Origin of the sequence: Paludisphaera soli, assembly GCF_011064595.1 — a bacterium.
Taxonomy (GTDB): domain Bacteria; phylum Planctomycetota; class Planctomycetia; order Isosphaerales; family Isosphaeraceae; genus Paludisphaera; species Paludisphaera soli.
Map to the genome: position 1 here is coordinate 1 of NZ_JAALJI010000009.1, position 23,486 is coordinate 23,486.

The window sequence follows — 23,486 nt, forward strand, 5'->3', positions numbered from 1 at the left end:
TGTCATGCGGCCGTCGCCGCGGCCTTCGGCCTGGACGTCGACGAGGCCGTCGCGGACCGCGTCGAGCAGGCTCACCGCCGGGACGTCGACCTCGGCCTTGGCCTCGGGGGCGTCGGGATTCGGCCTGGCTTGGGGCTCGTCGGCCCTGGCCGGGACGATCCAAACGCCCGAGAGAAGTAGGCCGCCGGCGAGGAGTCGGGCTCTTAAACCGGTCTTGGACATGATGGGGAAGGCCCTTCCGTTTCGAGATGCCGGGAGAAGCTCGCTGCAAGGCCGTCGACGCGATCGATGGGGGTGGGCCGCCTGAAGAGGCGTTCGTGTCACCGGTCGCGGGCACGGCTCAGGTGGGTCGTCATCCCGGAGAGATCGTGTGGAAACCTCGCGATGGTCGATAACCGCGACAACCGGAAACGCCGTCGGCTCGGGATCGGCCGCGGCGGCCGGCCTCCTCGGGCGGTGGAATTCGGATTGAATCGAGGCTCTGCGTCTGCGCGATGGAGATCGGTTCGAGGAGCGGGGATCCGGGGCCTTCGAGGCCGTTGCCGATCCGCCTCATCACTTTCCAGTCTAACAGACGTTTTCCGGCCGGCCCCTATTCGGGGCGAATCCGACGCGGCCCGGCGGCGGTTCTGACGCCGCGGGCGCGTGGGGCGGTGCGCGAGGCTCGACGGGTCGGGGAGTCGGGCCGGCGTGCGGGGGCCGTGCGGGCGAGTCGACGGCCGTTCGGTGGGGCGGACGGGAGGCGGCGATCAGCCGGCGCGGCCGAGGTACTCGCCGGTGCGGGTGTCGACCCGGACGAGGGCGCCGGGCTCCATGTGCTCGGGGACCTGGACGACGTGGCCGGTCGCGAGCGTGGCCGGCTTGGTCCGGCCGGTCGCCGAGTTCCCCCGGACCCCCGGCGCGGTGTCGGCGACGGTCATCTCGACGGTGTCCGGCAGGTCGATGGCGATGATCTCGTCGTCGACGACGAGCGCCTCGACCCCTTCCATGTTCTCGGTCAGGAACGGGAGCTGGTCGGCCAGTTCGTCGGCCCGAAAGGCGAACTGCGAGAAGTCGCCCGAGTCCATGAAGTGGAGCTCGTCGGCGTCGCGGTAGAGGTACTGGATCGGCTTGCGCTCGAAGCTCGATTCGGGGAGCGAGTCGGTCCCGCGGTACGACTTCTCGAGCCGGTTCTTGGTCTTGAGGTTGCGGGCCTTGATCTTGTACAGCGTCGCCGCGCCTCGGGCCGACGGCGTCTGGACCTGGATGTGCTCGATCATGTGCGGGGCGCCGTCGATCTCGACGACCATCCGACGCTTGAAATCCTTGGCGGGCACCACGGCGGGCGGACTCCCTCGAATCGGGGGCTTGGGGGCGGAAGGCGGTCGTTCGCGCGACCGGCGACGGCCCGACATCTTACCCGGAAGCCGGGAAGCCGGTCAAAAGCGGCCGGGGAGACATGTCGCTTCGACTTGTCCCGGGCGGGGGCGATCTGGTATAAATCCCTATGCCCGGGAGCCGTCTCGGGTTCGGAGGCCCGTCTCCTCAGACGGGCTGACGCCATCCCGTTGAGGGGCGCTGCGACGGTACGCACGAGCGTTCCTGCCAGGCTCGACGGGGCGGACCCTACTACCGTTCAACGGCGCCCGTTCATCGTTTCCGGAGACTTTGAACGTGGCTACCGTTGCGCAGAAGCCCGTCACCGCCCACGACTATCACGTCGCCGACATCTCGCTGGCCCCCTGGGGCCGCCGCGAGATCGCCATCGCCGAGACCGAGATGCCGGGCCTCATGGCCATCCGTGAGGAGTACGCCGCGAGCCAGCCGCTCAAGGGCGCCCGGATCACCGGCTCGCTGCACATGACCATCCAGACGGCCGTCCTGATCGAGACGCTGGCCGCCCTCGGCGCCGAGATCCGCTGGGCTTCCTGCAACATCTTCTCGACCCAGGATCACGCCGCCGCGGCCATCGCCGACGCCGGCATCCCGGTCTTCGCCTTCAAGGGCGAGTCGCTCGAAGAGTACTGGGAGTTCACCCACAAGATCTTCGAGTGGGGCGACGCCGGCCACGCGAACATGATCCTCGACGACGGCGGCGACGCCACCCTGCTGCTCCACCTCGGCGCCCGCGCCGAGGCCGACGCCTCGGTGCTGGACAAGCCCGGCAGCGAGGAGGAGCGGATCCTCTACGCCGCCATCAAGAAGCGGCTGGCCACGGAGCCCGGTTGGTACGCCGAGCGGCTCGCCGCCGTCAAGGGCGTGACCGAGGAGACCACCACCGGCGTCCACCGCCTCTACCAGATGCACAAGCGCGGCGAGCTGAAGTTCCCCGCCATCAACGTCAACGACTCGGTCACCAAGTCGAAGTTCGACAACCTGTACGGCTGCCGCGAGTCGCTGGTCGACGGCATCAAGCGGGCCACCGACGTGATGATCGCCGGCAAGATCGCCGTGGTCGCCGGCTACGGCGACGTGGGCAAGGGCTCCGCCCAGGCCCTCCGGGCCCTCTCGGCCCAGGTCTGGGTCACCGAGATCGACCCCATCTGCGCCCTGCAGGCCGCGATGGAAGGCTACCGCGTCGTCACCATGGAGTACGCCGCCGACAAGGCGGACATCTTCGTGACGACCACCGGCAACTTCCGGGTCATCACCCACGACCACATGGCCAAGATGAAGAATCAGGCCATCGTCTGCAACATCGGCCACTTCGACAACGAGATCGACGTGGCGTCGCTGGAAGACTACCGCTGGGAAGAGATCAAGCCCCAGGTCGACCACGTCATCTTCCCGGACGGCAAGCGGATCATCCTGCTGGCCAAGGGGCGCCTGGTCAACCTCGGCTGCGGCACCGGCCACCCGTCCTACGTCATGAGCTCCTCGTTCGCCAATCAGACCCTCGCCCAGATCGAGCTCTGGAAGAACAACGACAAGTACCCCGTCGGCGTCTACGTCCTGCCCAAGAAGCTGGACGAGCACGTCGCCCGCCTCCAGCTCAGGACGCTGAACGTCCAGCTGACCGAGCTGACGCCCGAGCAGGCCGCCTACATCCACGTCCCGAAGGAAGGCCCGTACAAGACCGACCACTACCGGTATTGATCGGACCCGACGCGCGGCGGGGGGCCTCGTCCCCCGCCGGCTCGACCTGCCGGCTGGACGCCCCGGGGCCGCGCTGCGGCGGCCGGGGCGTTTCGCCTTCCCCCCCCACATCCCAGAGAAAGAGAATTCCGATGCCCGACGTGCGTGCCTTCCGAGGCGTCCGCTACGACGTCGCTCAGGTCGGCGCCCTGTCCGACGTGATCGCGCCCCCCTACGACGTGATCGACCCGGCCCTGCAAGAGAAGCTCTACCAGGCCAGCCCGTACAACAGCATCCGGCTGGAGCTGAACCGCCCCGAGCCCGGCGACTCCGAGTCCGAGAGCCCCTACACCCGCGCCGCGCGGTTCCTCCGCGAGTGGCAGCGCGACGCGATCCTCCGGGCCGACGAGCAGCCCGCCTTCTACGTCTATGAGCAGACGTACCAGGTCGAGGGCAAGACCCACGTCCGAAAGGGGTTCTTCGCCCGCGTCCGGCTGGAGCCGTTCGGCGAGGGGAAGATCTTCCCCCACGAGCAGACGCTCGCCGGTCCCAAGGCCGACCGCCTGGCGCTCTACCAGGCCACCGGCTTCAACCTCAGCCCGATCTTCGGCCTCTACCCGGACCCGGCCAACGAGGTCCTGCGGAAGGTCGAGGAGGGGATCCGCGACAAGACCCCGCTCGTCGCCGAGGACCACCTGGGCGTCACCAACAAGCTCTGGCTGTCGACCGACCCGGCGGTCCTCTCGGCGGTCGGCGGGCTGATGGGCCAGAAGCCGGTCTTCATCGCCGACGGCCACCACCGCTACGAGACCGGCCTGCGGTTCCGCAACGAGAAGGAAGCCGCCGGCGAGCTGTCGGGCCCCGACGACCCGGCCAACTTCTGCCTCATGATGCTGGTCTCCATGAGCGACCCCGGCCTCCTCATCCTGCCGACCCACCGGCTGGTGAAGGGCTTCCCCGGCCTGACCGCCGAGGAGCTGGCCGCCCGCCTCGCCCCCGAGTTCGAACTCGAGGTCGTCGGCGAAGGCGACGCCGGCCTGGAGGCCGCCGCCCTGGCCACCGAGTCGGCCGCCGAGCAGGACGTGCTGGCCTTCGGCACCGTCGCAGACGGCAAGTGGACCGTCGCCCGACTGCGTTCCGACGCCACGATGGACAAGCTCGCCGCCGACCACGGCCCCGACTGGCGGTCGCTGGGCGTGAGCATCCTCCGGGTCCTGGTCCTCGACCACCTGCTGGCGCCGCTGGCCAAGGACCTGTCGACCCGCTACGTCCACCTCGCGAGCGAGGTCCGCGACGACGTGGCCGCGAAGGGCTGCGACCTCGCCTGCCTCGTCCCCCCCGCCAGCATGGACCACGTCGAGGCCATCGCCTCGGCCCTCGAAACCATGCCCCCCAAGAGCACCTACTTCTTCCCGAAGCTGCTCACCGGCATGGTCTTCAACCCGATCCGCTGACCGCCGGCCGGGCCGGAAACGCAAAAAGAGCCGGGCGCGCCCGCGAGGCGCCCGGCTCTTTCTTCGCGCCCTCGGAGCGATCGGCTCATCCCGGGATCGGCGACGGCGGCGGGGGCGGCACGCGGTCGCCTTCGACCTCGTAGGCGTTCACGTCGTCCGGGCCCTCCAGGGGGATGGCCTCGGTTTGGGGCGTCTTCGGCTTCCATTGGAGCGGCGCGGCCGGGCCGGGGGCGGGGGGATTCGGGATCGGCCGCCGGGTGCCGGCTCCGGTCGTCGACGTCGAGGAGATCCTCGTGCGCGGCTCGACCCGCGACTCGACGACGGTCTCGACGGCCGGCTGCGAGGCGACCACCGACGCCCCTCGGGCGCGGGCGACGTGCAGCGCGTGGGCGGCGGCGTCGCGGACGGCGTCCTTCTTCTCGTAGACGACGCAGCGGCCGAGGACGGCCTCGACCTCCGGCCCGCCGATCTGGCCGAGGGATTCGGCGGCGGCGACGCGGACGCTCGTGTTCCAGTCGTTCTTGAGGGCGTCGACCAGCGGCGGGATCCCGCGGGAGTCGCCCAGCAGGCCGAGCGACTCCGCCGCCTCGCGCCGGGTGCCGCCGTGCAGGCTTTGCAGCCGCTGGGCCGCGAGCGCGACCGGGTCGAGCGGGTCGACGGGCGCGACCACGACCGGCGGCTGCTCGACCACCACCGTCGGCGGCGCGGCGACCACATAGCCCGGCTGGTCCACGACCATCACCGGCGGCGCGGCGACGACCACCTGACGGGGGGCCATGGCGTGGGCGATGGGCGCCGCCACGGCCGCCCCGGTCAGCGCGCCGAGCCCGAACGAAGCGAGCGGCGAGAGCCCCGACGAGCCGCGAGGCGGCCCGTACCAGCCCGGCGGCGGCCCATAGCGCGGCCCCGGCCCGCCGCCCCGGAATCCCGGCGCGGCCGAGGCCTGGACGCTGCGCTCCAGCGTGCCCCCCGGCCGGCTGACCGAGAGCTGTCGGCTGACCTGGCCCCCGCCCCGGCTGACGGAGAGGTTGCGTTGGAGCGTCCGCCCGCCGGGCCCGGTGACGGAGACGTTTCGCTCACGCTCGATCGACTGCGCGGTCGCGTCCCCCAGGGCCAACCAGCCGACGCATCCACCCAAAGCGAGATTCAGCCAGCGGCTCAAGACCCACCTCCCTGCTACCGGGGACGTCGCGGTCGACATCCCAATTCCATCGGCACGCCCCCGACTCTTTCCCGAGGGATTGTCGCCGGGGCGGCGATTTTGGGAAGTTCAAAACCCGACCCGGCGGCCCGCAGGCCCGGGAGGGCGGGCGGCTCAGCGCTTCTTCTTCGGCTTCTTCGCGGCCTTCGTCGGCTTCTTGGGCCTCGACTTGCTCGCCGAGGGGCGGGCTTCGCGGTCGTCGCCGGCCGGTCGCTCGGGGCGAGGGCCGCTCGGCCCGCCGGGTGGTCGGGCCGGGCCCCCGCCGCCGCGACGCTCGGGCATCCGGCCCGACTTCGTCCGCGAGACGGGCGTGTCGGCCGTGACGAGGTCCAGCTCGCGACGGTCGACGTCCACGCGGGCGACGCGGACCTCGATGCGGTCGCCCAGCCGGTGGCGGGCGCCGCCGCGACGGCCGATCAGCGTGTGGGTGCCGGCCTCCAGGTAGTAGAAGTCGTCGGCCAGGCTGGTGACGTGCAGCAGCCCCTCGATGGGGAGCTCGACCAGGCGGCAGAAGAGGCCGAAGTCCTCGACGCCGACGACGATCGCGTGGAAGGCCTCGCCGATCCGCCCTTCCAGGTGGGTCAGCAGCTTCACCCGGATCAGCTCGCGCTCGGCGGTCTCGGCCCGGCGCTCGGTGCGGGTGCAGTGCTCGGCCAGCACCGCCAGCTCGTCCTCGTTGCTCCGGGGCTTCTTCCCCGCCAGCAGGGCCGTGATCTGGCGATGCACCTGCAGGTCGGGATAGCGGCGGATGGGCGAGGTGAAGTGGCAGTAGTCGTCGCTGGCCAGGGCGTAGTGGGTCTCGTGCTCGGGGGTGTAGACGGCCTGCTTCAGGCTCCGCAGGAGGCCGTAGTGGACGGCGTACTCCTCGGGCTTCCCCTTGGCCTCGTCGAGCACGCGCTGGAGTTCGAAGCGGCTCTGGGGGAGGTCGATGGCGAAGCCCAGCGTGCGGGCGAAGTCGGCGAATTCCGCGAGCTTGTTGGGCTCGGGGTCGGGGTGGACGCGCCGCAGGAAGCCGGCGTGGTTCTCGGTCAGGTAGGAAGCTGCCGCCTCGTTCGCGGCCAGCATGAAGTCCTCGATGACCTGGTGGCTCTCGTCGTTCACCGCCAGGTGGGCGCCGGCGACCTTGCCCAGGTCGTCCAGCTCGATCTCGACCTCGGGGAGGCTGAGTTCGAGCGCCCCCCGGGCGAAGCGCCGGCGGCGGAGGATCATCGCCAGCTCCAGCATCTCGACGACCATCTTGACGACCTCGGGCGCGACCCCCTCGTGCTCGCCCGTGGGGTCGCGCATGACGGCGTAGGCCTGCTCGTAGGCGAAGCGGTGGTCGACCCGGATCGCCGTCCGGGCGAACCGCTTCGAGGTCAGGACCCCCTCGGGCGTGTAGTCGAGGAAGGCGCTGACGGTGTAGCGGGTGTGGTGGGCCTGGAGGCTGGCGAGGCTGTTGGAGAGGATCTCCGGCAGCATCGGGATCACGCGGTCGGGCAGGTAGACGCTCGTCCCGCGCTTGCGGGCGGTGTCGTCGATCTCGGAGCCGGGGCGGACGAAGTGGGAGACGTCGGCGATGTGGACGGCCAGCGACCAGTGGCCGTTCTCGTCGCGGGAGAGCGAGATGGCGTCGTCGAAGTCGCGGGCGGTGGCCGGGTCGATGGTGACCGTCAAGAGGCCGCGGACGTCCTCGCGGCCGGCGACGTCGTCGTCGTGGAACTGCTTCGCCAGCTCGCGGGCCTCCTCGAGGACCGACTCGGGGAAGACGTCCGGGATGTTGAAGGCGCGGATGACCGTGAGGGTGTCGACGCCGGGGGCCCCGCGCTCGCCGAGGATCTCGGTGACGACCCCCTCGCCTTCCATGTAGGGGGTGGGGTAGCGGACGATCTCGATGGCGACCTTGTCGCCGGGCTTGGCGCCCTTCGCGCCGGGGTCGCCGACGTAGACGAGGTCGTGGAAGTTGGTGCCGTCGACCTTGACGTAGCCCGCGCCCCCTTCGATCTGGTAGGTGCCGACGAACCCCGCGCTGGCGCGGGCGACGATCTGGACGATCCGGCCCTCGACGTTCATCCCCTCGCGGCGGGACTTCTTGACGATCTTGACGGCCACCTCGTCGCCGCTGGAGGCGTCGCCCGCCGCCTCGGCCGGGATGTAGATCGCGTCCTCCTTCGCCTTCAGGCCGTGGGGCCGGACGAAGCCGAAGCCCTTGGGCGAGCGCCGGAAGACGCCGATGATCGCCCCCGAGGTCTCGGGCTTCGTCAGGGTCTTGTCGCGGCCGACCTCCAGCTTGCCCTCGCGGATGAGCCCCTTGATCTCGCCCCGGAACGCGGCGTAGTCGTCCGGCCCGATCTGGAAGTGCCGGGAGAGGGCCTTGATCGTCCGTGGCTTGTACGACGGCTCGGCCACGAGCTGGAGCACGCGATCGGTGAAGCTGGACATGGGACGCCCTCGGAGCGCGATCGGATCGGAGAGGATCAGGGGGACTTCATTCTATGATACCACCCGAGGGCCGCGTGCGCCGCCGAACGCGGGCCGCCCGCCAGCCCCCGCCGCGGGTCTCGGCCGGGCGAGGGCTCGGATTGGCGATGAAATCGGGACTTTGCGGGAAATTTCTTGACGTGACTGCGGCTTCGTGCCACAAAAGGCGATCCTATCGGCCTCGCTCCCACGGTCGCGCGGAAGACCGCCCTTCGCCTCCTCGCCGGAGTCTCGCCGTGCCTTCACGCCGCCGTCGCCTGCCCGCCGTGGCCCTCGTGCTCTCGATCGTCGGGACCGCGTCGGCCGCGCCGCCGGAGGATTCCGTGGTCCGGGTCTTCGCGACCCTGCGGCTCCCCAACCCGATGCGGCCCTGGGCCAAGCAGGACGCCGTCGAGGTGTCCGGCGCGGGCGTGGTGCTGGACGACAGGACCGTCCTGACCAACGCGCACGTCGTCGCCTACGCCGGGAGCGTGTCGGTGCAGGGGCGGCGGGGGGGCGACCGCCACGACGCGAAGGTGGCCTCGATCGGGACGGGCATCGACCTCGCGACGCTCACGCTCGACGACGACGAGTTCTTCAAGTCCGCCCCGCCGATGCCCCGGGCCGAGGCCCGCCCGGCGGCCAACGCGGCGGTCGAGGTCTATGGGTTCCCGGTCGGCGGCGTCGGCATGGCGGTGACTCGCGGGGTGGTCTCGCGGATCGACTACGCGCCCTACGAGGACGGCGTGGAGGGCTTCCGCATCCAGGTGGACGCGGCGGTCAATCCGGGGAGCAGCGGCGGCCCCGCCCTGGTGGACGGCCGGATGGTCGGCCTCACCTTCGGCCAGCTCGGCATGGCCGAGAACGTCGGCTACGTCGTCCCGAACGAGGAGATCGACGCCTTCCTGGCCGACATGAAGGACGGCAAGTACGACGGCAAGCCCCGCGTCCTCGACCGCTTCCAGACCCTGGAGAACGAGGCCCTCCGCGCCAAGCTGGGGATCGAACGATCGGTCCGGGGCATCATGATCCGCGAGCCCCGGAGCGCCGCCGCCGACTACCCCCTGCGCGAGTCCGACGTGCTCACGCACGTCGGCGGGACGCCGCTCGACAACGAGGGCTTCGTCGACGCGGCGGGTCTGCGGCTTCCGTTCACCTCCATCGTCCCCGCCCTCGCCGAGGCGGGCCCGATCGCCGCGAAGGTCGTCCGCGACGGGAAGGTCGTCGAGACCGAGCTGCCCGTGTCGCGGGAGGACCTCGGCGTGCTGAAGGAGTATCGCGGCGGCTACCCCAGCTACTTCGTCCACGGCCCCCTGGTCTTCTCGCCGGCCTACTCCGAGGCGGTCGCCCTCTACGCCCGCGCGAACCCGCTCTGCATGCTCGGCAGCCCGATGTTCGCGCGTCGCGGCGACGACGCGGCCTTCCCCGGCGAGGAGCTGGTCGTCGTCACCGCCCCGACCATGGCGACCAAACTCGTCAAGGGCTACGACGACCACTTCGGGCTGGTCGTCAAGGACGTGGACGGCGTGGCGGTCCGCAACCTCCTCCACCTGGTCGAGCTGATCCGGGACGCCCAGGGGGAGTACCTCACGCTGCGATTCCACGGCACCCTCGCCGAGACCATGGTCTTCCGCCGCAAGGAGCTGGACGAGGCCACGGCCGACCTCATGAACGACAACGGCGTGCCCCGTCGCGGTTCCCCCGACGCCCTGGCCGTCTGGGAACGCCGCGAGCCGGCGGGGAAGTGATCGCGAGTCGAGGCCAGGGGGCGGCGGTCCGGCGGGTTGCATGGAAGCCCCGCGCCGATTACAACGGCCCTCGGCCTCCCGAGCCGCCCTCGCTCCCGCCCCCCCCTTCGGATCCAGGACCAGACTCATGACGATCGCGAAGACGACGGCGATGTTCCACGCGGGCCTGCTGGCCCTCGCCGCCCTGGCGAGCGGGCCCGCCCCGGCGGCGGGCGCGAGCGAGCTGCACGCCGGGGCCGCGACGGTCTCGATCACGCCCGACCGCCCGGTCGCCCTCTCCGGCCAGATGCACACGCGGGTCTCGCGCGGGGTGCGGAGCCCCGTGACGGCGTCGGCCCTGGCGCTGGAGTCCCGCGACGGCGAGAAGGTCCTGGATCAGGCCTTGCTGGTCTCGTGCGACCTGGTGGCGATCCCCCGCTCCGTCCTCGAACGGGTCCGCGAACTCGTCCGCGAGCGGATCCCCGGTCTCGACGCGGCCAAGCTGATCCTGAGCGCCACCCACACCCACACGGCGCCCGTGCTGGAGGAGGGATTCTACGAGATCCCCAAGGAAGGCGTGATGCAGCCCGGCGAGTACGCCGCGTTCCTCGCCGACCGGGTCGCCGACGCGGCGGCCGCGGCGTGGGAGGCGCGCAAGCCCTCGAAGGTCGGCTGGGGCCTGGGGCACGCCGTCGTCGCCCAGAACCGCCGGTCCGTCTACGCCGACGGGCGTGCGCAGATGTACGGCCCGACCGATCGCCCCGACTTCCGGGGCATCGAAGGCCCCGAGGACCAGGGGGTCGAGGTGCTGTTCGTCTGGGACGCGGAGGGGAACCTCCGGGCGACGGCGGTCAACGTCGCGTGCCCTTCCCAGGAGGTCGAGGGCGAATCGACCGTCGACGCCGACTTCTGGCACGAGGTCCGCGAGTCCCTGAAGGCCCGCCACGGCGCGGGCCTGGTCGTGCTGGGATGGACGGGCGCGGCCGGCGACCAGTCGCCGCACCTGATGTATCGCAAGCGGGCCGAGGAGCGGATGCGGTCCCTCCGCAAGCGGACCCGGCTGCAGGAGCTGGCCGATCGGATCGTCGCCGCCTGGGAGGAGGCGTACCAGGGCGCGCGTCAGGAGCAGGTCTCCGGGGCGACGTTGGCGCACCGGGCCGAGACGCTGGAACTCCCCCCCCGGATCGTCTCCGAGGCCGACGCCGCCTCCGCCGCGGCCAAGGTCGAGGAACTCTCGAAGGACCCGGCGAATCGGCGGATCGTGCTCTGGCATCAGGCGGTCGTCGACCGACGCGCGAAGCAGGAGTCCGGCGGGGCCGACCCGGTGCCGATCGAGCTGCACGTCCTGCGGTTGGGGGACGTCGCCATCGCGACCAACCCGTTCGAGCTGTACACCCAGTTCGGCATCCAGATGAAGGCACGCAGCCGCGCCCTCCAGACGTTCCTGATCCAGCTCGCCGGGCCGGGCTCGTACCTCCCCACCGCTCCCGCCGTCCACGGCGGCGGCTACAGCGCGATCGCCGAGAGCAACGAGGTGGGCCCGGAGGGGGGCCAGGTCCTCGTGGACCGGACGGTCGAGCTGATCGACGCGCTCTGGCCCGAGTGAGGATCCGAGGCATCGGCCGAAGACTTCCTTGACGGGCCTCGAATCGCCATCTATAGAACTTCGCGAGGTTGCGCCGCGCGACGGCCGTTCCGGCCGTCGGCGGCCCCTCTTCCTCGCGAAGAGACGCCGCCATGCGCCGACCCCCCTCCCCGACTCGACGCCGCCGGCGTCCGGCCTGCGACTTCCTGGAGACCCGGTCGATGCTGTCGACGGCCTCGGCCGGCGCGATCGTGCCGGGGAACCACGGCTACATCCGCCGCAGCCAGTTCCAGCACGACGGCTTCGGCGAGCTGGGCCTCCAGTGGCGCGAGGTGTCCGTCGGCGGACCGGTCTCGATCCGCGAGGTCCGCAACGGCGGCGCCTCTCCCCCGCCGAGCCTCCCGGGCTCCGCGTCGAACACCGGGAACATCCTCGATTCCCAGTTCAACCCGAAGGGCTTCTCCCACGTCGGCTCGCAGCTCCGGCGAGTGGACGTGCGCGGGGGAGTGGCGATCGACGTCTTCGACGACACGCCCGCCGAGGCCGGCGCCGGCGGCGGGCTCCTCGGTTCCCCGACCAATTCGGGCGATGTCGAGCACTCCCAGTTCAACGACAGCGGGTTTGGCGCCGTGGGCCTGCAATGGCTCCACGCCCGGCTCGGCGGCGACCTGCTGGTCGGCACGCGGACGTCCTTCACCCCCGTCGGCGGGGCGGCCGGGGCGGAGGCGCCGAGCCTTTCGGACGGGCGCGGCCCGGCGTCGACCAACACCGGCCTGATCCGCGATTCCCAGTTCAACGACGGCGGCTTCGGCGACGTGGGCCTCCAGTTCCGGGGCGTCCGCGTGAAGGGGTCGGTCGGCGTCTCGATGGTGCGGCGGTTGTATGAATCCCCCCAGGCCTCCGCGGTCGGCGCGAGCCCGTCCGGCGGCCTCGGGCGGGGGTCGGCCGACGCCACGAACACGGGCGTGATCCGCGACTCCCAGTTCAGCGACGGCGGCTTCGGCGACGTCGGCTTCCAGTGGTGGAACGTGGCCGTGGGGCGTTCGGTCGCCACCTCCACCAACATCCTGAACGTCCAGCCCCGGAGCGACGGCGACGGGCCGATCGACGTGGGGGGGATCGTCTTCGCCTCGGAGTGGCCGACGCCCGACTCGGGCTCCTACGTCGGCGGATCGGTCGGGACGGGCGCAGTCGGCTTGGCGGCGACGGCGGGTCCCGGCGGCGTCGCCGCCGGCGCGACGACCGACGCCACGAACAGCGGGCTCGTCCGCAAGACGCAGTTCAGCGACGGCGGCTTCGGCGACGTGGGCCTCCAGTGGCGCGACGTGCGGATCGGCGGCGGGGTGGGGGTCGTCCACAACTCGCTCTCGATCCAGCCCGAGAACGCCGGCCAAGGCCTCATCACGGTCCGCGACGTCGCGTTCCCGTCCGACCCGTCGCCGATGCCGGCGCCCCGCACCGGCCCCGGCGGCCGGCTCGCGCCGACGCCGCCGATCATCGTCCAGGACGGGAGCCGGGTGACCAGCCCCCTGCCGCGCCGGACCCGGCCGTTCGATCGGGACCTGGAATCGGACTCCGCCACCAACAGCGGGAACGTGGTCGGCTCGCAGTTCAGCGACGGCGGGTTCGGCGACGTCGGGATGCAGTGGCGGGACGTGGACGTGCGCGGGGACGTCCGGATCATCCACAATTCGCTCTCCGTCCATCCCGAAGGCTCGAACCTGGCGGGGGTGGTCGTGGCGAACGTCGCGTTCGGCCGACCGGGCGCGGCCGGGGCGACGACGGTCGCCCAAACTTCCGCCGGCCGGGACGACGGCGATCGGTCGGGGCCGGGCAACGACCGGATCCTGCTCTACCGCCAGTTCACCGACTCAACCCAGGCGGACGTCTTCCTCCAGTGGGACGGCGTAGCGCGGGGCTACGGGGTGGTGATCGTCAACAACGTGATCCAGGTCGATTCCAACGCCACGGTCACGCTCGAGGACGTGACGTTCCCCGAGGAGACCGCGCCCGGCCGGTCGGCCGCCGTCGCGCCGAGGCTCGCGGAAGCCGGCCGCCGGATCCTCGGCGCGGCCACGAACAGCGGGATCATCCGGGGCGGCCAGTTCAGCGACGGCGGGTTCGGCGACGTGGGCCTGCAGTGGCGGAACGTCCGCGTCGACGGGACGGTCGCGGTGGTCCACAACACGCTCTCGGTCGACGTCACCGGGAGCGGCGTCGGGCCGATCGCGATCTCCAACGTCGTCTTCGCCAGCGGCGCCCTCGACCCCGCGACGACCGCCGGGCCCGGGTCGCGGACCCGGTCGGGACGGGCGTCGGAGTCGGGCGATCACGCGACGAACGGCGGGATCATCGTGGGCGGGCAGTTCGCGGCGGGGGGCCTGGGCCACATCTTCACGCAATGGCGCGGCGTCCGCATCCGAGGGCCGGTGACGATCCTCGACAACGTGCTGTCGGTCGAGGTCGCCGACCCGGCCGCCGGGCCGATCACGATCTCGCACGTACGCTATGGTTGAGGCCGATTGTGGCGGAAGGGCCGGGGCTCAGGCCTCGGCCTCGTCGTCGCCCGCGCCCCGCGTCGGGGCCCCCTTGAAGAGTCGCCGGCCGAGGCTCTGCTGGAAGGGGGTCCAGGTGGACTCGCGGACGGGGTCGTCGCGGATTTCGCGGCCGTAGGTGTGGATCTTGGCGTCGAGGTTGTCCAGGTAGTGCAGGGCCACGGCTTCCAGGGTCATCGGCAGCTTGGGGCTGCCGTACTCCAGGGCGCCGTGGTGGCTGACGATCATGTGCTTGAGCCGGAGGAGCAGTTCCTTGGGGAAGGGCTCGCCGGTCAGGTCCTGGGTGCGCTCGACCTTGTCGCGGAGGAGTTCCACGCCCATGACGAGGTGGCCGACGAGCTGGCCCTCGTCGGTGTAGGCGAAGGCGCGCTCGTACGACAGCTCGTCGATCTTGCCGATGTCGTGCAGGAAGACGCCGGTCAGGAGGAGGTCGCGGTCGACCTCGGGGTAGAACTCCAGGATCCGGTCGGCCACGTTGAGGATCGTGACGACGTGCTCCAGCAGGCCCCCCTGGTAGGCGTGGTGGTTCTTGATGCCGGCGGGGGCGGCGGTGAACTTCGCCACGAACTCCTCGTCGATCAGGAAGCACTCGACCAGGGCGCGGAGGTGGGGCTCGTGCATCCCCAGCAGGACCTCGCGGAGGCGGGCGAACAGCTTGGCGACGTTCTGCGAGCTTTGGGGCAGGAAGTCCTCGGGCTCCACCCGGGCGGAGTCGAGGACGTCGAGGTGGGTGAGGATGATCTGGAGCGACCCCTGGAAGATCTGGGTCTTGCCGCGGACCTGCAGGAAGTCGCCGGGCTCGAAGGTGCGGGCGAGTTCCTCGGTGGCGTTCCAGAGCCGCGCGCCGACGCTGCCGGTCTTGTCGCGGAGTTCGAGCTGGAGGTACAGGTTCCCCTGGCGGTTGGCGCGCAGTTGCTTGTCCGCGACCAGGAACGCCTCGTCCACCGAATCCCCATGCGACAGTTGATTGACGTAGCGACGGCTCATGGGATGGATCGGCTCGGCTTCGATGGGGCGGGGCGATGGGGAACGACGGGCGGGGCGGGGCGCCGCGACACGGCGTCGATTCTAGGAGCGGCGGCGGAGCGGGGTCAAGGGAGGCTCGCCCCCCGCCCCGCCCCGCCCTCGCGGGCTCAGACGATGCCGATCGGGGCGCCGTCCGGCGGGTACTGGAAGTCGAACGCGCCCGGCGTCGAGACCACCCCGGTCGGCGAGAGGCCGCTCGAGTTGGTCGCGACCCGCTGGACCAGCTCCAGTCGGTTGGCCGGCTGGTTCGGCAGGTTGAGCTTGTTGTACGGGTCGATGACGATGCCGAGGTAGTACAGGTTCGGGCTGGTCGGCAGCGCGACGTTGGCCCCCTGGATGGTCACGACGTTCGACCGGGGCGTGATGATGTTGTTGCGCTGGAGGGCGCGGAAGCCCCGGCCGTGGCGGGCGGAGTTGGGGAGCGGGACCGAACTGAGCCCGTTCACGCCGCCGCCGATCGTGTAGATCGAGACGATCGAGCTGCCCAGGTTGAAGTCCGGCGTGGTCGAGGCGACCACGGCCACCTCCACGTCCGACGTGAGCGGCGCCGCGCCCAGGTTGGCGATCTGGATGTAGGGGGCGATGACGTCGCCGGGGGCGAGGCCGCCGGGGACGTCGAAGGTGATCGCGCGGAGCGCGGGGGTCGCCGGGGTGGGCGTGAGCTGGACGTTCAGCGGCGGGCTGACGTTGTTCCGGTAGTTGGACTCCAGCACCGTGCGATCGGCGTTGGCGACCAGCCGGACGGTGAAGGCGCCCGAGGCCGGGAAGCCCGCGGGACGCTCGGGGAGCGTGATCGTGGCCTCGAACTGCTCGATGTTGTTCTGCGTCAGGTAGGGCGCCTCGATGGTCCCCACCTGGATCCCGCCCGCGAGGCCCCGACCGCGGGGGACGAGGAAGACGGCGACCGTGGTCTCGGGCGCGTCGGCCTGGCTGGGCGTGTAATACGAGGGGACGACCGTCCCGTCGGGGCCGATCTCGACCTGGGTCGTCGGCACCAGCGAGGTCGGCTCGACGATCGTGCTGGCCCCGAGGTTCTGGAGCCGGACCTGCACGGTCAGCGGCCCCCCCCAGCTCGCGGTCGGGGCCGACTCGCCGGTGACGGCCAGGTCGGCGAGCGAGAACCCCAGGGAGCTGTACGCCATCAACTGCCGGTCTTCGAGCCGCTCGGGGGCGGCCAGCCCGGTGCGTCGCGCCCGACGAGCCTGCCGCGCGCGGAGTGAATCCCTTGACACCACCGAACACCTCCCTGGCGGCCGGGAGCGGACCGGGGCCCGATGGTTCGGGACCCTCGCCGCGCCTCGGCCTTTTCATCTCGGTTGAACCGTCGCGGGGCACGGAAAAAATACGGTCGGACCGGATCGCGGACCCCCCGCGCCGGGCGCGGCCGCGGGCCGAGCGAACCTCTCGATGGTCTAAACATCGTCGCCGGGCCCCCGCCCCATCCCCGGGAAATCTGCGTTCGAACCGCCCCGAGTTCGCGTCGCAACCGTCGCTCCGTCCGCCCCGAACGGCCGAGTCGCGCCGGCTGGTCCTGTTCGTCCGCGAACGCCGTGCGCGACGGGGGGCGGTGGTTGCCGCGATCGAACTGGTGTGGGTGGGATCGATCGCTACAATGGCGTGGGCACGAACCAGTCGGTCTCGACCGGCCACCTCAGCCCGAGAGGGGCTACGCTGTCATGACTCCCCAGGCACTCGCCAAGCAGCTGGTCCCCCAGCGCCTACAAGAGGTCCCGACGATCCCGCCGAAGGGGAGAAAGGTGTACGCGATCTCGCTCGATATGGAAATCGAGTCGCTCAGGCTGAACTACGGCGACCCTTACAACAACGCCTATGCCGAGATCCGCAAGGTCCTCCAGCGCCAGGGCTTCAAATGGCAGCAGGGGAGCGTCTACTTCGGCGGCGAGAACATCAACGACGTCACCTGCGTCCTGGCGGCGATCGAGCTGGCCCGGGTCCTCCCGTGGTTCGCCGCCTCCGTCCGAGACATCCGGATGCTGCGGATCGAAGAATTCAACGACTGATGCCGGCCGTCCAGCAGGCGGCGCCCGACGCCTGAAAGGCATCGAGGGTCTTGCGGGTGTGACCCCATGACAGCAACACGACCGACCGTCGCGATCGCTCTCGGGGTCTTCGGCGTCGCCTACGGGTCCTTCCTCGCGGCCTCGGCCTTCGTCCTCGGCGGGGGGGGCCATGGCTGGTGCTCGCCGATTCTCTCTTCCATCGGCGTCTTCCTGGTACCCGCCTTCGGGGTCGCCCTGGCTTACCCTCCAGAGCGTCGCAGACCCATGATCAAGATGATCGCGGCGGTCGTAATCCTGACGGACTTGCTGCTCGTGATTGCGAGTTGGCAGGAGGGAGCGTCGTACATCGCCAAGGTTTGGTCGACCATCCCCCGGCTGGTCGTCATCTGGGCGATCCTCTGGGCGAGCTGGCAGCTCGCACTCCTGGCAGTTCTGGTACTGGACGCATCCCGTCCCGCACGCCTTGGATCGCGTTCGGAAGCGACATGACGCCATCGACGTTTCGTGGCGCCGCTGCAGCGAGCCGAACCCGTCTCTCCTCCCCCGGCTCCATCTGGTAGACTGCTCGGGACGATTTCGCCCCCCAGCCCGCCCGAATCCCGGAGGAACGCCCCCGTGCGGTGGTCCAGCGCCCTGATCCCGACGCTCAAGGAAACCCCGGCCGACGCCGTCGCGCCCAGCCACGTCTTGCTCCTGCGGGCCGGCATGATCCGCCAGCTGGGGGCCGGGGCCTACACCTACCTGCCGCTGGGGCTCCGCGTCCTCCGCAAGGCCGAGGCCCTGATCCGCGAGGAGATGGACGCCGCCGGGGCCTTCGAGCTGCTGATGCCCGCCCTCCAGCCCGTCGAGCTGTGGAAGGAGTCGGGCCGGTTCGAGACCTTCGGCGACCTGCTGATGAAGCTGACCATCAGCGGCGGCCACCACATGGCCCTCGGCCCCACGCATGAAGAGGTCATCACGGACCTCGTCCGCGACCTCATCAGCTCGTACAAGCAGCTGCCGATCACGCTCTATCAGATCCAGACCAAGTTCCGCGACGAGCCCAGGCCGCGGTTCGGGATCCTCCGGACCCGCGAGTTCCTGATGAAGGACGCGTACAGCTTCGACGCCGACGTCGACCAGCTCAACGGCAGCTACGACGCGATGTTCGAGGCGTATTGCCGGATCTTCGACCGCTGCGGCCTCCCCTACGTCGTCGTCGAGGCCGAGTCCGGCCCGATCGGCGGCGACGCCTCGCACGAGTTCATGGTCCCCTGCTCGACCGGCGAGGACAAGGTGATCCAGTGCGTCGCCTGCGGCTACGCGGCCAACCAGGAGAAGGCCGAGGTCGGCGAGTCCCCCGAGGCCGCCCCCCCCGCCCGCTCGGCCGACGCCCCGGCGTTCGAGGCCGTCCGCACCCCGGGTCAGAAGACCATCCGCGACGTCTGCAACTTCCTCAAGGTCGACGAGAAGACCTCGGGCAAGCTCCTCGTCTACCTGGCCGACGGCAAGCCCGTCGCCGTCCTGCTGCGCGGTGACCACGAGGCCAACGAGGGCAAGGTCCGCCGGGCCTTCGGCGCGGCGACGCTCGCCCCGGCCGACCCGGACGCCATCCTCAAGGCGACCGGCGCGCCGATCGGCTTCCTCGGTCCGGTCGACATCAAGATCCCGATGATCGTCGACAAGGCGGTCGCGGCGATGGAGACGGTCGTCGTCGGCGGCAACGAGGTCGACGTCCACATCACCGGCGTCGTCCCCGGCCGCGACTTCAAGCTCGATCGCACGGCCGACATCCGCAACGCCGACGAGGGGGACCCCTGCCCCCGCTGCGGCGCGGCGATGGTGGTCAAGGCGGGGCTGGAGATCGGCCACGTCTTCAAGCTGGGGACGAAGTACTCCAAGGCGATGGGCGCGACCTATCTGGATGAGAAGGGGACCGAAATCCCGGTCATCATGGGGTGCTACGGCATCGGCGTGAACCGGATCGTCGCGGCGGCCGTCGAGGCCGGCCACGACGCCAACGGCATCATCTGGCCGCTGAACCTCGCGCCGTACCAGGTCGCCGTCGTGCCGCTCCAGGTCAAGCCGGGGCCGGTCATGGAGGCCGCCGAGGCGATCGAGAAGAAGCTCGCCGAGGCCGGCTACGACGTGATCCTCGACGACCGCGACCAGCGCCCGGGCTTCAAGTTCAAGGACGTCGACCTGATCGGCTTCCCGCTGCGGGTGGTCGTCGGCGAGCGCGGGCTCAAGGAAGGCCAGATCGAGATCAAGTGGCGGCACGAGGCCGAGGCCCAGACGGTCCCGCTGGCCACCGCCGCCGACTCGATCCTCGCCGAGTTGAAGGCCGCCGAGGAGAAGCTCCACAACGCCTGCCTCGTCAACCGCTCGAAGCGGCAGGCGGCGAAGTCCTCATGAACGGGCCGGAGCCGACCCCGGACCGTCCGCCCACGCCGGTTTCGAAGGCCGCCTACGTCTTGCTGGGCCTCATGACCGTGGTGTCGTTCGGCGGGCCGTTCGGGATCGCCCTGATCCTGCATGGCGGCGAACGCACCGGCTGGCCCCCCGACCGCACCGCGGAGTGGGTCGGCATGGGTGGCGTCCTGGCCCTCTTCATCGTCTGCTTCGTCGCCTGCCTGACGGCCCGCGTCTGGATGGCCCGGGCTTCCGGCGAGGGGAGGGCGCGAAACCCTCGACATCGAATCTAATGAGAATCCGCCGTCGCGAATCGTCCTTCTCCCCTCGTGGGAGAAGGTGGCCGAAGGCCGGATGAGGGGGGCGTTCCGAGAAGCCGTCGCTCATCCGCGTCGTCCGCCTTGATGGTCCCCCTCATCCGGCCCTCCGGGCCACCTTCCCCCACCAGGGGGAAGGGAAGATGCTCGACAATCCCGGTGGCCCATGCCCGACGACCTTCGGTTGCTCCTGACGTTCGGCTCGGCCCTCGCGGCGGCGGCCTTCGCGCTCTGCGTCCTCTTCGGCGGGATCGCCCGGCGGATGGCGCCGCGATGGGGGCTGCTGGACCGTCCCGGCGGCCACAAGGGGCACGCGGCGCCGGTCCCGCTGGGCGGGGGCGTGGCGATCTGGCTGTCGGTCGTGCTGGTCCTGGGCGTCTGCGGCGCGGCGGTGCTGCTCGCGGGCGACCGGCTCCCCGAGGGGGTGACGCGACACGTCGGCGGGCTCCAGGCGAAGGCGGGGGAGCTGGCCCTGATCCTCGGCCTGGCGACGGTCATGATGGTCATGGGCTTCCTCGACGACCGCCTGAGCCTGAGCTGGAAGCCCCGGCTGGCGGTCCAGTTCGCCTGCGCGGCGGCCGTGGCGGCGGCGGGCGTGCGGGTGACGCTCTTCGGGCCGTTCACCCACCCCCTGATCGGCGGCGCGGTCACGACGCTCTGGATCGTGGCCATGACCAACGCCTTCAACATGCTGGACAACATGGACGGCCTGTCGGCGAGCGTCGGGCTGATCGCGGCCCTGCTCTTCGGCGCGGCGCAGGCGGCGGTCGGTGGGCTGTTCTCTCCGGCCTTGCTGATGATCCTGGTGGGGGCGTTGGCCGGGTTCCTGGTCCACAACCACTCCCCCGCCCGGCTTTACATGGGGGACGCCGGGAGTAACTTCCTGGGCTTCCTGCTGGGCTCCTTGACGGTGGCGGGGAACTTCTTCCAGCAGGGGCAGGCGTCGCCGTTCGGGGTGCTCACCCCCCTGCTCGTCATGGCGGTGCCGCTGTACGACATGACCTCGGTGATCCTGATCCGGCTGAGCGAGGGGCGGAGCCCGTTCCAGCCTGATCGCCGCCATTTCTCGCACCGGCTGGTCGGCCGCGGCTTGACGCCGCCGCAGGCGGTCTGGACGATTGACCTGGTCACCCTGGCGTGCGGCCTGGGGGCGCTTCTGCTCCACCGGCTCGACGCCTGGGGCGCGGGGGTCGTGCTGGGGCAGACCGCCTGTTTGCTGGGGATCGTCGCGATCCTGGAGCTGTCGGGGACGGGCACGAGAACGGAGCGGACTCTTGGCCAGGCGCGGCTCGAAACCGCCGGCTCCCTCGCGGGAGGGACGGGGCGAACGCCGGGAGGGGTCGACGGCGACCCTTCGGAACGAACCTGAGTACGCGGACTTCGAGTCCGAGGCCGCCCGATGGGCCGAGCGCCTGCGAAGGCTGGCCCTGGGCCTGCTCGCGGCCCTGATCGCCGCGCGCGCCTACTGGCCGAGCGAGCCGGCCCCCCGCGAAGGGGCCTCGGCCGGGCTGGGCTGGGACCTGGCCGTCTTCCTCGTCGCCGCCATCGCGCTGGCGCCGTCGTTCCTGACCGGCCGGTTCGCCTTCCGCTTCGCCTGGACCGACGCCGCCGTGGTCGCCCTCATGTTCCTGACCGCCCTGAGCGCGCGGCGGTCCGTGGACTGGCGGATCGGCGTGAACCTCGCCTGGGAATGGGCCGCGATGGGGACCGCCTACCTCCTTCTGCGATGGCTTCCCAGGACGAAGGGGGAGACGGGCGTGCTGGCCCTGGGGATGGCGGCGACGGCCTCGGCGGTCGCGGCTTATGGCATCTTCCAGGGGGCCGTCGAGATCCCCCAGCTCCAGGAGGCCTACCGCCGCGACCCGCAGGCGGTGGCCCGGCAGATGGGCGCCCAGGCGACGCAGGCCCAGGACGACCCGAGGCGGCAGGCGCTGGAGAACCGGCTCCTGCAATCGAACGAGGTCTTCGGGACTTTCGGCCTGGCGAACTCCCTGGCCGGGTTCCTCGTCGCCCCGCTCCTCCTGGTGCTTGCGATGGGGCTGCGGAACCTGGCCCGGCGGCGCGAGCCCGACGCCTCGCCCTGGCCGGCGATGCTGGCGGCGACGGTCCCCGGGCTGCTCCTGCTGGCCTGCCTGGTCCTGACAAAGAGCCGGAGCGCCTGGCTCGGGGCGATGTTCGCCGCGGCGCTCCTCGCGTGGCACGCGCGCCGGCTGGTCCCGCGTCGAGTGCTCCTCGGCCTGGTCGCGGCCGGCGCGGTCGCCCTCGGCGGCCTGGTCGCGGCGGGGCTGGCGACGGGCCGACTGGACCTGGAGGTCCTGACCCAGTCGCGGCTGTCGATGGGTTACCGGCTCCAGTACTGGAAATCGACCTGGGCCATGATCACCGAAGGGGCCGGTTCCGCCGGCAAGGCGCTCCAGGCCGGCAACTTCTGGAGCGGGGTCGGCCCGGGGGCGTTCGGGTCGCACTACCTCCTGTACAAGCTCCCCGACGCCAGCGAGGAGATCCAGGACCCCCACAACCTGTTCCTGGAAGTCTGGTCGACGGCCGGCTTCTGGGCGTTCCTGGCGCTGGTCGTCGCGATCGGCTCCGGGATCGGGATGCTGCTCACGAGCCGGCACGAGCCCGACGAGCCTCCGGCCGACCGACCCGGCTGGCTGCTCGCGGCGTCGGCCCTGGGGCTGGTGATGGTGCTGGTCCTGGGGCGGATGAACCTGTTCGTGGAGGATCTGCTCTCCCGGTGGCTGATCCTGACGGTCTTCTGGGGCCTCTCGGCGGCCCTCCTGCTCCCGCTCTGGCGGCGCGTCTCGGCGTCGGCCTTCGGGATGGGGGCGGCGACGACGGCGCTGGCGATCCACCTGCTCGCCGCCGGGGGCATCGCCTTCCCGGCGATCGCGATGGGCCTCTGGGGCCACCTGGCGTTGGGGCTGAACCTCCGCGAAGGGGCCGGCTCCGGCCGGCTGCGGACGGTCGAGAGCCGACTCCCCGGCGCGGGGATGGCGGTCGCGTGGGCGGCCCTCGTCGGCTCGTTCCTGGGGGCGACGATCCCGTTCTGGAAGTCGGAAGCGGCCGTCGCCCGGGCCGAGGCCGCGCTGGAGCGGATGCCCCCCGACCTGGAACGCGCCGAGGCTGCCTACACCCTGGCCGAGCGGCTCGATCGCTACAACGTCCGGCCCTGGCTGGGCCACGCCTACCTCCAGTACCTGGCCTGGGAGTCCCGCGGCGCGAAACCCGAAGACCTGCGCTGGAAGACGATCCCCACCCTGCTGCTGAAGGCCGCCTCGCCCCCGAGGAGCCCCGACGCCTGGTCCCTCCACGCCGAGCGGGCCGAGGTCACGCGCGACCTCCTCCGCCGGGTCGGCCCCGGCCTCTCGCCGCGCGACGCGGTCAGCCTGCGTGGGAGCATCGTCGAGGCGAACAGGACGGCCTCGCGGCTCTATCCCACCAATGCGACCCTCCACGCCCGACTCGCCGAGGCCAGCGCCGAGCTTTCCCTGCTCCCGGACGCCATCCAGGAGGCCCGGGAGGCCCTCCGCCTCGACGCCCTCACCCCCCACCCCGACAAGAAGCTCGCCCCCTCCGTCCGGGCCCGACTCCAGGAGAGCCTCCCGAAATGGACCGCCCAGGCCGGCGAGGCGGCCCCGCCGGCCCCCTGACGCGACCGCCCCGAAATTGGGTTCGTTCGGCCACCCAGCAAACGAACCCGTCGGACGCAAACA

17 protein-coding genes and 1 riboswitch are annotated in these 23,486 nt (G+C 71.2%); of the genes, 11 read left to right on the plus strand and 6 right to left on the minus strand.

Annotated elements, in window-relative coordinates:
- Window positions 1-222 (minus strand): hypothetical protein (locus tag G6O68_RS13450; RefSeq protein WP_390625371.1); only part of this gene is annotated, 222 nt, incomplete at its 3' end.
- Window positions 223-749: 527 nt separating this feature from the next.
- Window positions 750-1,319 (minus strand): elongation factor P, encoded by a 570-nt coding sequence (locus tag G6O68_RS13455; protein ID WP_165248572.1) that lies wholly within the window; start codon window positions 1,317-1,319, stop codon window positions 750-752.
- A 224-nt stretch (window positions 1,320-1,543) separates the two neighbouring features.
- A riboswitch (S-adenosyl-L-homocysteine riboswitch) is annotated at window positions 1,544-1,634 on the plus strand.
- A gap of 19 nt (window positions 1,635-1,653) precedes the next feature.
- Here G6O68_RS13455 and ahcY point away from each other — a divergent pair.
- Together ahcY and G6O68_RS13465 are read left to right on the plus strand one after the other, a co-directional pair.
- Window positions 1,654-3,075 carry an adenosylhomocysteinase gene (gene ahcY, locus G6O68_RS13460; protein ID WP_165248574.1) on the plus strand — a complete coding sequence of 474 codons (1,422 nt, stop codon included), beginning with the start codon at window positions 1,654-1,656 and terminating at the stop codon, window positions 3,073-3,075.
- Window positions 3,076-3,206: 131 nt separating this feature from the next.
- On the plus strand, window positions 3,207-4,508 hold the full coding sequence (locus G6O68_RS13465) for a DUF1015 domain-containing protein (protein WP_165248576.1): 1,302 nt from the start codon (window positions 3,207-3,209) through the stop codon (window positions 4,506-4,508).
- Window positions 4,509-4,593: 85 nt separating this feature from the next.
- On the opposite strand, the gene G6O68_RS13470 is transcribed toward G6O68_RS13465, so the two are convergent.
- Complete coding sequence (locus G6O68_RS13470) at window positions 4,594-5,670, minus strand: HEAT repeat domain-containing protein (RefSeq protein WP_165248578.1); 1,077 nt, start codon at window positions 5,668-5,670, stop codon at window positions 4,594-4,596.
- A gap of 153 nt (window positions 5,671-5,823) precedes the next feature.
- Entirely contained in the window at window positions 5,824-8,130 is a 2,307-nt protein-coding gene (gene rnr / locus G6O68_RS13475; RefSeq protein WP_165248580.1) for a ribonuclease R, read from the minus strand.
- Between the two features lie 275 nt (window positions 8,131-8,405).
- Between rnr and G6O68_RS13480 the strand changes: the two genes are divergently transcribed.
- From G6O68_RS13480 to G6O68_RS13490, 3 genes are all read left to right on the plus strand, one after another.
- Window positions 8,406-9,896: a S1C family serine protease gene (locus G6O68_RS13480; protein WP_165248581.1), complete on the plus strand. Its 1,491-nt coding sequence runs from the start codon at window positions 8,406-8,408 to the stop codon at window positions 9,894-9,896.
- A 127-nt stretch (window positions 9,897-10,023) separates the two neighbouring features.
- Window positions 10,024-11,481 (plus strand): hypothetical protein, encoded by a 1,458-nt coding sequence (locus G6O68_RS13485; RefSeq protein ID WP_165248583.1) that lies wholly within the window; start codon window positions 10,024-10,026, stop codon window positions 11,479-11,481.
- A 131-nt stretch (window positions 11,482-11,612) separates the two neighbouring features.
- Window positions 11,613-13,976, plus strand: coding sequence for a hypothetical protein (locus tag G6O68_RS13490; protein ID WP_165248585.1), 2,364 nt, complete (start codon window positions 11,613-11,615; stop codon window positions 13,974-13,976).
- Between the two features lie 27 nt (window positions 13,977-14,003).
- On the opposite strand, the gene G6O68_RS13495 is transcribed toward G6O68_RS13490, so the two are convergent.
- Together G6O68_RS13495 and G6O68_RS13500 are read right to left on the minus strand one after the other, a co-directional pair.
- Window positions 14,004-15,002 carry a 3'-5' exoribonuclease YhaM family protein gene (locus G6O68_RS13495; protein ID WP_165248587.1) on the minus strand — a complete coding sequence of 333 codons (999 nt, stop codon included), beginning with the start codon at window positions 15,000-15,002 and terminating at the stop codon, window positions 14,004-14,006.
- Between the two features lie 146 nt (window positions 15,003-15,148).
- On the minus strand, window positions 15,149-16,273 hold the full coding sequence (locus tag G6O68_RS13500) for a hypothetical protein (RefSeq protein WP_165248589.1): 1,125 nt from the start codon (window positions 16,271-16,273) through the stop codon (window positions 15,149-15,151).
- A 444-nt stretch (window positions 16,274-16,717) separates the two neighbouring features.
- On the opposite strand from G6O68_RS13500, the gene G6O68_RS13505 reads away from it, so the two are divergent.
- The 6 genes from G6O68_RS13505 to G6O68_RS13530 all read left to right on the plus strand — a co-directional run bounded on the left by G6O68_RS13505 (window position 16,718) and on the right by G6O68_RS13530 (window position 23,423).
- Window positions 16,718-17,062: a virulence factor gene (locus tag G6O68_RS13505; RefSeq protein WP_165248591.1), complete on the plus strand. Its 345-nt coding sequence runs from the start codon at window positions 16,718-16,720 to the stop codon at window positions 17,060-17,062.
- Between the two features lie 66 nt (window positions 17,063-17,128).
- Window positions 17,129-17,551 (plus strand): hypothetical protein, encoded by a 423-nt coding sequence (locus G6O68_RS13510; RefSeq protein ID WP_165248593.1) that lies wholly within the window; start codon window positions 17,129-17,131, stop codon window positions 17,549-17,551.
- Between the two features lie 126 nt (window positions 17,552-17,677).
- Window positions 17,678-19,456, plus strand: a complete 1,779-nt coding sequence (locus G6O68_RS13515) for a proline--tRNA ligase (RefSeq protein WP_165248595.1) — start codon at window positions 17,678-17,680, stop codon at window positions 19,454-19,456.
- Window positions 19,453-19,746, plus strand: a complete 294-nt coding sequence (locus G6O68_RS13520) for a hypothetical protein (RefSeq protein ID WP_165248597.1) — start codon at window positions 19,453-19,455, stop codon at window positions 19,744-19,746. Before G6O68_RS13515 ends, G6O68_RS13520 begins: the two co-directional genes overlap by 4 nt.
- 190 nt (window positions 19,747-19,936) lie before the next feature.
- A complete protein-coding gene (locus G6O68_RS13525) occupies window positions 19,937-21,139 on the plus strand; it encodes an MraY family glycosyltransferase (RefSeq protein WP_165248599.1) in 1,203 nt (400 codons plus the stop codon).
- The gene (locus G6O68_RS13530; RefSeq protein WP_165248601.1) at window positions 21,045-23,423 is read left to right on the plus strand and encodes an O-antigen ligase family protein; all 2,379 of its coding nucleotides are present in this window, start codon (window positions 21,045-21,047) and stop codon (window positions 23,421-23,423) included. Before G6O68_RS13525 ends, G6O68_RS13530 begins: the two co-directional genes overlap by 95 nt.
- Window positions 23,424-23,486: the final 63 nt, after the last annotated feature.